Annotated in this window: 12 protein-coding genes; 1 reads left to right on the forward strand and 11 read right to left on the reverse strand. The window is 71.3% G+C overall.

Annotated elements, in window-relative coordinates; all coding sequences use genetic code 11:
* Window positions 1-129: 129 nt before the first annotated feature.
* On the forward strand, window positions 130-1,446 hold the full coding sequence (locus H0524_RS17700; protein WP_180199650.1) for an APC family permease: 1,317 nt from the start codon (window positions 130-132) through the stop codon (window positions 1,444-1,446).
* Between the two features lie 410 nt (window positions 1,447-1,856).
* Here the strand turns inward: H0524_RS17700 and H0524_RS17705 are convergent, their stop codons facing one another.
* The 11 genes from H0524_RS17705 to H0524_RS17755 form a co-directional block, all read right to left on the reverse strand.
* Entirely contained in the window at window positions 1,857-2,396 is a 540-nt protein-coding gene (locus H0524_RS17705; RefSeq protein ID WP_180199651.1) for a hypothetical protein, read from the reverse strand.
* 165 nt (window positions 2,397-2,561) lie between these two features.
* Entirely contained in the window at window positions 2,562-3,830 is a 1,269-nt protein-coding gene (locus H0524_RS17710) for a cytochrome P450 (RefSeq protein ID WP_180199652.1), read from the reverse strand.
* Entirely contained in the window at window positions 3,827-5,383 is a 1,557-nt protein-coding gene (locus H0524_RS17715) for an AMP-binding protein (protein WP_180199653.1), read from the reverse strand. Before H0524_RS17715 ends, H0524_RS17710 begins: the two co-directional genes overlap by 4 nt.
* A 23-nt stretch (window positions 5,384-5,406) precedes the next feature.
* Window positions 5,407-6,141 carry a class II aldolase/adducin family protein gene (locus tag H0524_RS17720; RefSeq protein ID WP_180199654.1) on the reverse strand — a complete coding sequence of 245 codons (735 nt, stop codon included), beginning with the start codon at window positions 6,139-6,141 and terminating at the stop codon, window positions 5,407-5,409.
* A complete protein-coding gene (locus tag H0524_RS17725) occupies window positions 6,138-6,839 on the reverse strand; it encodes a DsbA family protein (protein WP_180199655.1) in 702 nt (233 codons plus the stop codon). The genes H0524_RS17720 and H0524_RS17725 overlap by 4 nt, the downstream gene beginning before the upstream one ends.
* Window positions 6,836-7,774: a thioesterase family protein gene (locus H0524_RS17730; RefSeq protein ID WP_180199656.1), complete on the reverse strand. Its 939-nt coding sequence runs from the start codon at window positions 7,772-7,774 to the stop codon at window positions 6,836-6,838. Before H0524_RS17730 ends, H0524_RS17725 begins: the two co-directional genes overlap by 4 nt.
* Window positions 7,775-7,789: 15 nt before the next feature.
* Window positions 7,790-8,578, reverse strand: a complete 789-nt coding sequence (locus H0524_RS17735) for an alpha/beta fold hydrolase (RefSeq protein WP_180199657.1) — start codon at window positions 8,576-8,578, stop codon at window positions 7,790-7,792.
* Window positions 8,575-9,573, reverse strand: a complete 999-nt coding sequence (locus H0524_RS17740) for a beta-ketoacyl synthase N-terminal-like domain-containing protein (protein ID WP_180199658.1) — start codon at window positions 9,571-9,573, stop codon at window positions 8,575-8,577. Before H0524_RS17740 ends, H0524_RS17735 begins: the two co-directional genes overlap by 4 nt.
* Window positions 9,570-10,685 (reverse strand): beta-ketoacyl synthase N-terminal-like domain-containing protein, encoded by a 1,116-nt coding sequence (locus H0524_RS17745; RefSeq protein WP_180199659.1) that lies wholly within the window; start codon window positions 10,683-10,685, stop codon window positions 9,570-9,572. The genes H0524_RS17740 and H0524_RS17745 overlap by 4 nt, the downstream gene beginning before the upstream one ends.
* A complete protein-coding gene (locus H0524_RS17750; RefSeq protein WP_180199660.1) occupies window positions 10,663-11,817 on the reverse strand; it encodes a beta-ketoacyl synthase N-terminal-like domain-containing protein in 1,155 nt (384 codons plus the stop codon). Before H0524_RS17750 ends, H0524_RS17745 begins: the two co-directional genes overlap by 23 nt.
* Window positions 11,814-13,019 carry a beta-ketoacyl synthase gene (locus H0524_RS17755; RefSeq protein WP_180199661.1) on the reverse strand — a complete coding sequence of 402 codons (1,206 nt, stop codon included), beginning with the start codon at window positions 13,017-13,019 and terminating at the stop codon, window positions 11,814-11,816. Before H0524_RS17755 ends, H0524_RS17750 begins: the two co-directional genes overlap by 4 nt.
* Window position 13,020: the final 1 nt, after the last annotated feature.

Raw genomic sequence — 13,020 nt, forward strand, 5'->3', positions numbered from 1 at the left:
GCCCACACATTGACCGACACCGCATCCGGCATCGCCCACCTTCACAACATCATCCTCGCCGGCTGACACCAGCACCGTTGCCGCACAACGCCTCCACCGAGTTACGAGACATCTCTTAGGGTCTGGTCCGTGGAGCGGTTGGCGCGGCGGCTGGGGGTAGCTGATGCGGTGGTCATCGGGGTGGGGGCGATGCTCGGCGCGGGCGTCTTCGTGGTGTTCGCTCCAGCTGCGGCGGCGGCCGGCGGGACCGGACTGCTGGTGGCACTTACGCTGGCCGGGTTCGTAGCGTTTTGTAATGCGACCAGCTCGGCCCGGCTGGCGGCCCGCTACCCCGAGTCCGGCGGCACGTACGTCTACGGGCGGGAGCGGCTCGGCCCGTTCGCCGGGTTCGTGGCCGGCTGGGGCTTCGTGGTCGGCAAGACCGCAAGCTGCGCGGCGATGGCGCTGACGGTTGGGGCATACCTCTGGCCGGACCGGGCCCGGCTCGTTGCCGTCATCGCCATCGCGGCCGTCACCGCCGTGAACCTGCGCGGTGTGGGGAAGACGGCGCGGGCCACGAAGGTCCTGGTCGGGGTGGTGCTGGGGGTCCTGTCCCTGGTCGGGGTGGTGCTGGGGGTCCTGTCCCTGGTCGCGGTGGTCGGCCTGACCGGCTTCGCAGCGGAGCGGATCGGCGGCGTCGGTTCGGTCAGCGGCCGGGTGCTCAGCGACGTCGACGGTGCCGGTGCGCCCGGTGTGCTGACCGCCGCAGGGCTACTCTTCTTTGCTTTCGCCGGGTATGCCCGGATAGCCACTCTCGGCGAAGAGGTACGCGACCCGAGGCGAACGATCCCCCGAGCGGTGCCGCTGGCGCTGGGTATGGTGCTGGCGATCTACTTGGTGCTAGCGGTGATCACGTTGGGGGTGCTCGGCCCGGACCGGCTGGCCGCCTCCACCGCGCCCCTGGCCGACGTGGTGACCGCCGTCGGGCTGCCCGGCCTGTCCTGGGTGGTCCGGGCCGGCGCAGCCGTGGCGGTGATCGGGGTGCTGCTCTCGCTGCTCGCCGCCGTGGGTCGGACCCTGCTGGCGATGGGCCGCCGACGGGACCTGCCGGTCGGCTTGGCCGCCGTGCACCGGGTGCACCAAGTGCCATACCGAGCAGAGCTGGCGGTCGCCGTGGTGGTTACAGCCGTGGTCCTCGTCGGTGACGTTCGCGGGGCAATCGGCTTCTCCAGCTGCACCGTGCTGGTCTACTACGCAATCACCAACGCCTCGGCGCTCACCCTCGGCCGTGACCCGGGCCGTCGGCTGCCGGTACGGCTGCTCGCCGTGCTGGGGCTGGCCGGCTGCGTCGCGCTGGCGGTCAGCCTGCCCCCAGCCAGCGTCGGGGCGGGAATCGGCGTGCTCACCATCGGCGCTGCCGGGTACGCGCTGCGTCGGCGGTACCTCGACCGTGCCGGAGGCCGTTGACCAGCTCTCGTAGCCTCCGTCGGAGACCCCACACCCCCTAGACCATCCTAGGAGGATGACCGGATGCGGGCGGCGAGCGGTCGCCACGGTGATGGAAATGCCGGCGGCATCACCATCGCGAGCGCTTCAGCCCAGCGCTGCCGGCCGCCAACCGGATGATGCCGTCGATCACGCAGATCAGCAGACACCACCAGCCGCGAGGGTGGGGCCCGCACCCCGCTGCTACAGCCAACGGGTCTGAGCCAGGACCGTATCGATCATCTCGAACGGCACCTGCTGAGTCAGCTCACCCAGCGGACCCGGCGCGAACGGGCCGGACCCGCACCCCGCGCGAAGTGACCGACTGAGCCAACAGCGGGACTCCCGACTGACCTCGGGGAGCTGGCCAGCTCCGAACACGAGGGCCGGAGTCAGGAGGCCGCGGAGAAGTCGCCCCGACGGCGCAGCCGACCGATCCAACCCTGGGCGGTGTGCCGGGGCACGCCGTAGTGCTCGGCGACTGCGGTCACCGTGCCCATACGGTTGAAAACCTCGACCACGTCATCCGGCATCCGCCGGTAGACCCGACCTTCTGGCACCACTGCCTCGGTGCGACGACGTGCGGCACCGGCCCCACCGGCACGACCCGACCCCGACCGGGCCCCACGTTTACCGTCGGCGCTCCGCGCCGGACGGGGTGCTTGCTCTACGCCGGACTCGGCCGCCTCGCTGGGCACCTCGACGGCTTCCTCGCCCTGAGCCGGTGGGACGACGACGGCGGTGGTAGCGGACGGAAACAGGGCCCGCAGGAGCAGGTTGAGATCGAACGACGGCAGGGTCGGTGCCGAGATGCCGTTGCCGGCCCGCATGGCCAGTTCAACAATGCGCGGCGTTGAGCCATCCACGTCGACAGAGACAACGGTCTCCGTCCCGGATTCCTCAGCCCTGATGGTGATTGTGTAGTCACCCATCGCCAACCCTCCACGTAAGGTCACATGGCAGCACACCAATCGGTAGTGTGGTCAGCCCTACGGCTCGTTCAGCCTAGCGGATTGGGCTGACCACGCGACAGAGGCCAGCGGAGTATGGCATGTTTGTTGCCGGCAGACAACAAAAACAACACACACGACATGCGTTCAGTGTCCAGTAAAGCTCCCGGGCAGGGACTTGACGCCGTTGACGAAGTTGCTCTCCAACCGGACGACCGGACCGGTCAGTCGAAAACGCGACAGATGCGGCGCCAGTTCCCGCAACATCGTTCTCGCCTCCAGTCGGGCCAGGTGTGCCCCGAGACAGAAGTGCGGGCCCATCCCGAAGGACAGGTGCGGATTCGGGTTCCGGTACAGCCGCAGGTCGTCTGGAGCCTCGAAGACGGCGGCGTCCCGGTTGGCCGAGGCGTACCAGAGCACCACCTTGTCACCGGCGGCGATCGGCGTGCCGCAGAGTTCGGTGTCCACGATCGCGGTCCGCCGGAACTGCATGATCGGGCTAACCCAACGCAGCAGTTCCTCCACCGCCGACGGCAGCAGTGTGTCGTCGGCGACCAGCCGCTCACGCTGCATCGGATTGTCGACCAGCGCCAGCACACTGCCGGTGATGAGGTGTCGGGTGGTTTCGTTGCCGGCTACCACCAGCAACAACCAGAAGTTGCAGAACTCTCGGTCGGTCAGCCGTCGACCGTCCGCCTCACCGGTGGCAAGCAACGTCATCAGGTCCCCGCGCGGCGTACGACGCCGCTCGTCGGCCACGCTGAGCGCGTACTGGAACGCCTCGAAAAACGTCTTCCGGTACGCCTCGACGTCGCCGCCGCCGTACTCCGGGTCGTCGAAGCCCACCAAGTTGTTGCTCCACTGGTAGAGCAGGTGCCGATCCTCGCGGGGCAGACCGAGCAGATCCGCGAGGACCAGCAACGGCAACTCAGCCGCGAGGTCGGCAACCACGTCGCACTCCTCTTGCCGAACCGCCCGCTCGACCAGGTTCCGGGCGTGCGCGGTGACGCTCTCGCCGAGTGCCCGGATCGCCCGGGGGGTGAACACCGCGGTGACCAGCTTGCGGACCCGGGCGTGCTGCGGCGCGTCCATGTTGACGAGCAACTGACGAGCCTGCTCCAGGTCCGCGGTGGTACGCGGATCCGCCAGAAATGCACCCTGGCGGCCGGAGGAGAACACCTCCGGCTGCCGAGACGCGGCGACCACCCCCTCGTGCGTGGTGACCGCCCAGAAGCCGGGGCCCTGGCTGAGTATCCGCCCCTCACCGGAGCGCCGCCACAGCGGCGCCTCCGGCACCCAGCTGACCGGCTCTTCACGCCGTAGCCGGGCAAACTCCGCATCCGGCACCCCGGCGGCGTACGTCGCGGGGTGCGCGATGTCCGCACGGTTGCCCGTCGACACAATCTCCGTGCTCATGACCGGCCTCCTGAAATCCCGGTGCCCAACAACCCGCGGAGCACCTCCTGGCGCAACTTGCCGGTGCCGTCACGGGGTAGTTCCGGGACGAAACGCCACCGCCGGGGCACCTTGAACCCGGCCAACGAACGTCGGCAGAACGCGGCGAGCACCTCCCCGCCCCGCTCCGGGGCGAGCCGGGCCGAATCCACCTCGACGATGGCGACCACCCGCTCGCCGTACTCGTCGTCCGGCTCGCCGGTCACCGCCGCGTCCCGGACCGCCGGGTGCGACAGCAACACCGTCTGCACCTCGGCGGGGTAGATGTTCACCCCGCCCGAGATCACGACGTCCCCCGTCCGGCCGGTCAGGTAGAGGTAGCCGTCCGAATCCAGGTAGCCGGTCTCACCGTAGGTGAACACCCCCGCGCGCAGGTGCGCGTCTCGGGTCTTCTGCGGGGCATTGTGGTATTCGAAGGTCTGCCCCACACGGTGGACGAACACCCGCCCCGCCTGGCCAGCCGGCACAGGGTTGCCATCATCGTCGACGATGATGATCTCGTTCGGGGGTACGGCACGGCCGACGCTGCCCGGATGCCGTAGCCAACTGTCGGCGTCCATGAGGGTCACCACGCCGGCCTCGGTGGCCGCGTAGTACTCGACCACCACCGGACCCCACCACTCGATCATCTGCCGCTTCACCTCGACCGGGCACGGCCCACCGCCGTGCCAGACCATCCGTAGGCTGCCGACGTCGGCCGCCGCCCGGACAGCCGCGGGGAGCCGCAGCAGCCGGACGAACTGGGTGGGGACCAGGTGGCAGGCGGTGATTCGGTGCTCCGCCACGGCGGCCAGGAAGGATTCCGGGTCAAAACAGTCGTGCATCACCAGCCGGCTGCCCCGCAGCAATGGGAGCAACGCAAAGAACACCTGCGCCGAGTGATACCACGGCCCCACCAGCAGCACCGCGCCGCGGGCCGGTACCCCGAGGACACGCCCGGCATAGGCGAGCAGTCGGTCCACCCGGGCAAACGGCGCCCCGACGCGGAACAAGCCGTTGCGCACCCCCTTCGGCGTGCCCGTCGTGCCCGAGGTGTACAGCAGGATGGAGCCGCAGACCTGGCCTGCGGGCTCGGCGGCGGGGAGTCCGGCCAGCAACGGCTCGACCGCGGTGCAGCCGGCGTGCTCCCGCTCGCCGGTCACCATGGCACGTACCGGGGCGGGGCAGGAGTGCGCTGCCTCGGCGACCACGGCCGCGTACCGGGGCTCGGTGATCACCAACCGGCTCGCCGAGTCCGACAACAGGTAGGTGATCTCGGGTGCGGTCAGGTGCCAGTTGACCGGCACCACGGTCACTCCGGTGTGGAGGGCGGCGAGCAGCACCTCGAACGTCTCACGCCGGTTGCCGCAGACCACGGCCATGGTGTCACCGACCTGTAGACCCTCGGCGCGCAGCAGGCGGACCCAGCGGTTGACCCGGGCATCCAGGGCCGACCAGTCCAGCTCACCGGCCGAGTCACGAAGAGCCGGTCCACCAGCCCCGCCGGCCAGCAGACCCGTCAGCATTACCACCATCGCGCTCCTTCGGGGTTCTCGGCTCAGTTCAGGAGGTCCGGCTGTTCACGGACGATGTCGGCGTACAGCGGGCGGAAGTTCAGCCGGGCGATCTCCGGCGTGCCGATCGTGCCGCGCGTCGCGGCGGCGGCCTCGTGGTCGATGGGCACCGGACTGCCGGCCGCCTCGGCCAGCAACTGCACCTGGCAGCTACGGTCCATCGTGATGAACCACCAGGCCGCCTCGGCGACGGACCCACCCACGGTGAGCAGCCCGTGGTTACGCAGGATCACCGCCTTGGCCGGCCCGAGCGCCTCGGCGATCCGCTTGCCCTCGTCGTCGGCCAACACCACCCCGGTGTAGTCGTCGAAAACCGCGTGATCCTCGTAGAAGGCGCAGGCGTCCTGCGTGATCGGGCTCAACGGACGGCCGAGAGTGCACCACGCCCGACCATAGGTCGAGTGGGTGTGTGCGGCGGCCACCGTGTCCGCCCGGGCGGTGTGCACGTGGGAGTGGATGACATAGCCAGCCGGGTTGATCCGGCCTCCGCCCTCCAGCACCGCACCCGCCGAGTCCACAAGCAGCAGATCACTGACGCGGACCTGCCCGAAGTGCATCCCGAACGGGTTGATCCAGAACCGGTCGGGGTGCTCCGGATCGCGGGCAGTCACATGACCACCGGCGCCCTCATCGAAGCCGAGGCGGGCGAAGAGCCGGCAGGTAGCGGCGAGCTGCCGCTGCCGCCGCAGACGCTCCTCGGTGGGGGTTCGCCCGGTCATCCGCAGCCTCCCGCGGTGTCGGTGTCGAAGGACGCGCCCGCCGGAACACCGGCCATCGGGTCGGTGGCCGATCCGGTGTGGTTCACCCCGGCGGGCTGCCAGGCGCGCAGGAAGTGGTCGACCCGGTCCAGGCCCCAGAACCGGTGCCGGCCCCACCGGAGGTACGGAATGCCGAACACGTCGTCCTCGTACGCGGTGACCAGGCACCCGGCCGCCTCTTCCCGGATCTGCTCGTCGTTCGGGGCGGCCTGGGCACCGGCCGCGTCGAGGCCGGCCGCCAAGGCAGCTCGACCGAGTACCTCGGATGTGCAGATGTCCGCGCCGCGCGCCCAGCGCTCCGTCACCAGAGCGTCGTAGAACTGCACCGCCCGCCCCTGCCGGCGGGCCCAGAGCCAGGCCAGATGCGGCAGTTCCCACCAGGAGTCGACATCGATCGGCCAGGCCATCGCCAGACCCATCTGCTCCGCCAGCCGCTTGGTGTCCAGCAGGAGGTACCGGTGCTTGGCCCGGCTCATCTGCACGTAGTGGAACTCCGCCCCCCGCTCTGCCAGCGTGGCCGAGGTCCTGGTGTCCGGGTCCCAGTACGGGTACCAGTCGAGCCGGTCGAACACGTCCGGCACCGCCTGCCGCAGCCGGTGCACCGCCAGCCAGCTGTACGGGCTGCGGAACGAGAAGTAGAGGCGAGGTCGGCGCTTCACTCCACGCCCCCGGACAGGGCACGGAGCACCTCGTCGTCGAACTCGGCCAGTTCCCCCGCGCGCGGACCGCTACTGATGGCGTAGCCGTGCAGGATCCGGGCGGTCGCGGTGTGCACCAGCCGGTCGCCTCGGCGGACGTAGCAGTCCATGCGGGCGTCGAACATGACGCCGCGTAAGACGTCGACGACGGTCAGCACGGTATGCACCTCCTCCTCCATCCCGGCCGTCCCCACCAGCTGCACCCGGGCCCGGGAAACCACCGGTATCCAGGACCGCTCGCGGACCAGCCGCCCCACGGAGATGCCCCGGTCGGCGAGGAACCGGTCCACCACCTCCTCCAACGCCCGGACGAATCCGGAGTGCTGCACCCGGTCGGAGAAGTGGCAGTAGAAGTACGGAGCCCGCCAGCTCCACAGGAAGGTGTTCGAGCCGACCGGGGTGAGCACGTCGGCGATGCTCTGGCCCGCAGCGATGGTCCGGTCGTCCGCGCGGGCGGGCACCCCGGCAGCGGCGATGGTCGGCACCACCAGGTCCGCCAGGTGTTCGGGTGCCGGAGTGGAGACCGTCGCCGTGGGTTCCCGCACGAGGGCGATGCGGACCTTGCCCCGCAGCACGACCAGGTCCTGCCCGCCGCGGTGGACCGTCATCCGCACCGTCAGCCTGGCGCCCGAGTCCCCGGTCACCTCGACCCGGGCCTCGTCGTCAACCTCCAGTGTGGCGGGCAGCTGCACCGAGCAGTCGACGACCTCCACCCCGAGGCCGTACTCATGGAAGAGGTCCCGCGTTCCCGGGCCACGGTCGCGCAGCCACTGCAGAACCGCCTCCTCGGTCAGGTAGATGAAGTGCTTGAAGCCGATCCAGGTGCGGATGTTCGCCCCTTCGTAGCGGGGCCGGCCGACCAGGACGGTCAGCGGGGCGGTGGGCGCACTGGTCATTCGTCTGCTCCTCCGTCAGGGACGTACCGCCACCTGGCCCACCTCACCGACGAACCGGGTGGCCTGCTCGGCGACTTCGACGGCGTGGCGAACGTGGCAGAAGTGGTCGTAGTGCTCGTGTACCAGCAGGGTCGCCCGGGGCATGTCCCGGCCCAGGGTCGCCGCCGCCGCCGGGGACAGGGTCGGGTCGGCCCCGCCGGCCAGGATCAGCGTGGGAGTGGTGACCGTGGTCAGGGCCAGGGTGCCGCTGCCGATGAACTGGTCGAAGACGGTGAGGAAGCCGGCCGGTCCGATCCGGTCGATCGCTTTGGCGATCATGCCGTCCAGCACGGCCTCGTCCAACGTCCGAAGCCGCTGGCCCAGCCGCAACCGAAGACCGTCGCGAATGTGCCGGTCGAAGGTACGCCGGGCCCGGTCGAAGACCTGCCAGGTGACGGGCTGCTCCGGCGGGCAGTAGAGCGGGCAGATCAGCACCGTCGCCCGGGCCGACGAGTGACCGGCGGCCATCAGCTCCAGCGTCGCGTTGGCCCCGAAGGAATGCGCCACGATGGTGTCCGGTGGCCGAGGTAGCCGCTGCAGCCCGGCCGCCAGCCAACCGGCCGCGGACTCCTGCCGGCGCCACCGGTAGTCGCTCCCGGGCCGCCAGGGCAGGTCCAGGACCAGCACCCGCCAACGGGGGTCGAAGGCACGGGCGAGTGGCCGCCACGACTCCCACGAGTCCTCCAGCCCGTGGGCCAGCACCACCAGGTCGCCTCCGGGTGCCCCCGGACTCAACTCGTGCACTGGCGGCGCTCCACTGTTCACCGATCCGCCCTCCGCCCCTCGTCGAGCCGGACGGCCCTTCGGCCGTCGATGTCGTCACCACAGCCGACGCTCACCGGACCGGGTGCGCCGGCGGCCAGCAGGGTCGCGGCCAGCGCGACGTTGACCACCCCGGCCGCGCCGTAGCAGTCGCCCCACCGAGCAGCCGGGTCGAAGCCGTCCGGCCCGAGACGGTACGGCGCGGGGGGACCCGTCTCCGGCCACACGGTCGGCTCCGCAACGGCCGGCTCAGCCGTGAGCACCAGGCAGGCCGCCCCGGCGCGCAGCGGAGCAGCGGGTCGGCCGGCCCGGTGCAGGTCGGTGGCGACCTCGTCGGCCGGCTCGACACCCACCACGATCACCCGCCTGGCCCGGCGGGCACGCAGCAGCCGGGCGGCGGTGTGGATGGCGTCCAGACCGGCGGTGGAGCCGGAGCAGATCATCAGGTTCGGACCGCCGAAGCCGTACCAGAGGGCAATGGTGCTGGCGACCACGTTGCTGGAGGCATTCGGCGCGGTCAGCGGGCTGACCGCGCGACCGCCGTCGTGGCGTACCGTCCGGATCACGTCGGCTACCGTGGCGACGTTGCCGAGGTTGCTCGCGACCACCACGGCCACGCCGGGCTCGACCTGCACCGGTGCGGGACGGCCCCGGGGCAGACCGAAGGCCCGGTGGACGGCGCAGAGCGCCAGCCGGGTGGCCGGCTCCTTGGCCAGCAACCCCTTGGGGCCGAGCACCTCGCGCGCCCGATCGGCTGGCACGGCGCCGCGCAGCGCCGCGAACAGTGGCCGCGCGGCGACCCCCGACCAGTCGGCCAGGTCGGCGGCGAGGGCGTCCGAGTCGGGCAGGTGGAGCGCCCATCTGGCCAGCCGAACGCCGGCCGGACCGGTACCGGGTGCGGGAACCGCGTCGCCGCTCGCGGCGGGGACCGAGGAGTCGGTCCGCGCCGCCGCCGTGCGGGCCACGACGGGAAGGTGGTCCGCAACCGGGCTCCTCACGCGGACTCCACCAGTGTGACCGCGTTGACGCCACCGAAGCCGAATGCCTCGGACTGCACCAGCCCGGGGGTCAGCGCCGTCGGCCCGGTGGCAAAGCGCAGCCCGGAACCGTCTGGGAGCGGCCGACGCAGCCCGACCACCGGTGGCACCTGACCGCTGGTCAGGCAGCGCGCGGCCACGTCGAGGTTGACCATGGCGGCGGCGCCGGAGGTGTGCCCGACGGCCCCCTTGACGGCGGTGACGACCGGATCACCGCCGGCCGCGACGAGTACCTGCCGCAGGGCCGCGCACTCGGCGGGGTCGTTGAGAGCGGTGCCGGTACCGTGCGCCACCACCAGGTCCACCTCGCCCGCGACGCGGCCGGCACGACTCAGCGCGTCCCGCATGGCGCGGCCGATCCCCGTCACCGAGGGGGCGGTCTCGTGGTGGGCGTCGCAGGACAGGCCGGTCGCGACGATCCGGGCCACGGCCGGCCGGGTGTCGTCGTCGGGAACCAGAACGGCCGCGGCGGCACCGTCGCCGAGCAGTACCCCCTGCCGGTCCGCGTCGAACGGACGCACCGCGTCCGTGGGTTGGTCGGCGACCCGGCCGATCATCGCCAACATCGATTCGGTGGTGGCGTCGGTTCCGCAGACCAGCACCGCATCGGCGTCCCCAAGCGTCAGATAGTCCTCGGCGAGGGCCAGGACGTGCCCGCCGGCACTACAGGCGTTGCTCAGTGTCAGCACCGTCCGCAGCCCCGGCACCGCCTCCTGTAGAACATCGCCGAAGTGCAGCCGGTGGAGCGGGAACCGTGGACCACCGATGGCGAGGGCTTCCACCGCGGCCAGTTCCCGCAGACCCGTTCCGACCAACGCGACCATCCGACGCGCGGCCGGGTCGATGCCGCTGGCGGCGACGGCTCGACGGGCACAGTCGGCGAGCCACCGGCTCGCCGCCCACACCCGTGCGCCGCCGTCGTCGATGTGGTAGCCGTGAGCGACGTTCAGCGCCACCGGGTCACCGTGTCGCAGCGGCCCGAGTCCGCTCCGTCCGGCCAACAGCGCGGCGAAGGTCTCCGCCCCGTCGCCGAGGCAGGTCCGCACCGCACTAGCGACCAGACGCGCCGGCACCGGACCACCCCCTGACGATGGCGGCGGCGGTGCCGCCGTCCGGGCTGCGCGCGGTCAGCAGCGTCAGAGCCGGGGCGGCCTCGGCCGGGGCGACGGCAAGGAAGGTGGCCAGGGCCAGGCCGCCGGTAGCGGCGTCGCAGCGGCCAAAGAGGCGACTGACCCGGAGCCGGGTCGGCTCGTGGCCGAGAGCCGCGCAGGCCGGGACGTACTCGTCGGTGTCGTCCGGCTCCGTCTCCCCGGTCAACACGGCAGTGACCTCGACCGGGTCGACCCCGGCCCGCCGTACCGCGCGCCGGACACAGCCGGTCAGGGCCCGGTCCGCCGCCGCGCCGCCGCCCGGCCCGTACGCCGTGGTGAGGGCGAGGATCTCGGCCTCCGGGTGCGGGCCGGTCCAGTCTGGACGAACAGTCCGGGCCAGCAGGAACACGGTGGCTGCCTCCCCGGTCGGCACCTGCTGCCCCGGGCGCCCGGTCAACGAGGTCACCCAGGCCCGGTGTGGGCTGAACTCCTCGACCGCTCCCACCAGCATCGCATCGACGTATCCGCAGGTAATGGCGTTGCTGCCGTAGCGCAGGGCGTCGAGGAAAGCCAGCGGTCCGGTGGCCACCGTGGCGTTCACCCCCCGCAACCCGTACCGGATGGCGGCCTGGCCCGCGGCACAGTTCATCACCGTGTTCGGGAACAGCACCGGGTTGACCTGGTACGGCTTTTCCTGGACCAGGGTTTCCCGGGTGTAGCCGCTGGTGGACCGGAAGCTGCCCAGCGAGGTTCCGAGCACCACCCCCAGCCGGGCCCGGTTGGTGTCGTTCACGTCGGCCTGCGCGTCCCGTAGGGCGTCGCCACAGGCCACCACCGCCAGCGCGGTGGCCCGGTCGTAGAAGCTGGTGCCCTTGCGCCCGAGATGAGCGCGGACGTCGAAGTCGACCCGGGCGTGCCCGGTCGGGGTGGGCAGCGGCTCGTCGACCAGCGCGGTCACCTCCACCGGGGTAGCCGGTGCCGGCTCCGCCAGCACCGTGCAGCCATCGATCGTGGGAACCGCGACCTGCGCACCGGCCAGCCGGTCGGCCAGCGCGGCACGCCCCACACCGGCCAGGCCGACCGTGCTCCACCCGGTGACCACGACGCCCGTCATTCCACGGCTCCGATCAGGACGATGGCGTTGTTACCGCCGAAGGCGAAACCGTTGTTCTGTACCACCCGAACGGTGGCCGTCCGGGCGGTGTTCGGCACCGGATCCAGCCGGTCCAACGCCGGATCGGGGTTCGACCAATTGATCGTGGGCGGCAGGAAACCGTGTGCAATGGCGAGGGTCCCGGCGATCGCACCAAACCCGCTGGCCGCCCCCATGGTGTGGCCGATCATCGACTTGATCGAGCTGACCGGAGGCACCCGGTCACCGAACACGTCGAGGATGGCGTGCGCCTCCACCGAGTCGTTGGCCGGCGTCCCGGTGCCGTGGGCGCTGATGTAGTCCACATCCTCGGGTTTGATCGAGGCGTTGCGGTGCGCCATCCGCATGCACTCGGCGATGCTGGTCCGGTCCGGCGCGACCGGATGGTTGGCGTCGCAGTTGAGCCCGTACCCGAGCACCTCGGCATAGATCCGTGCGCCCCGGTCCCGGGCGTGGTCCAGGTTCTCCAGCATCAGGATCGCTCCACCCTCCCCGGTGAGGATGCCGGAGCGATCCCGGTCGAACGGTGAGCAGGCGTCCGCGGTGAGCGCGCCCAGTCGGTAGAAGCCGGCATGCGCCCAGCGGCACACCGAGTCGGCACCGCCGGCGAACATCACGTCGGCCTCGCCGGTGGCCAGCATGTCGTAGGCGTAGCCGATCGCGTAGTTGCTCGCCGAGCAGGCGGTGGCCAGGGTAAGGGACTCCCCGGTCAACTCCAGCTCGGTGTTCACCGCGTGGGCGAGCCGGCCGGCCGTGATCTGACCGAGCAGGTCGGGGTCCATCTGACCGAAGCCGCCCTCCACCTGCTGTGCGGTGACCGCCTCGACCACGACCGACTCCCCGCTCGTGGTCCCCACGACCGCCCCGACCCGGTCGGCCTCGACCGCGGCCGGGTCGAGGCCGGAGTCGGCCAGGGCCAGTCGCGCGGCCGCGGCCGCAAACTGGCTGGACCGGCCCCACCGTGCCGCATCGACCCGACGCAGCAGCCGTTCCGGCTGGAAGTCGGGTACCTCGCCGGCGTTGCGGTGCGGGAAACCACTCGCGTCGAAGCTGCTGATCGGGGAGATCCCCGACCGACCCGTGCGCAGGCCGTCGTTGAACGCGGACACTCCGATGCCGATGCTGGACACCGGGCCGAGCCCGGTCACGGCGACCCGGTTCACC

It is taken from the genome of Salinispora sp. H7-4 (assembly GCF_013416675.1).
GTDB classification, from domain to species: domain Bacteria; phylum Actinomycetota; class Actinomycetes; order Mycobacteriales; family Micromonosporaceae; genus Micromonospora; species Micromonospora vitiensis.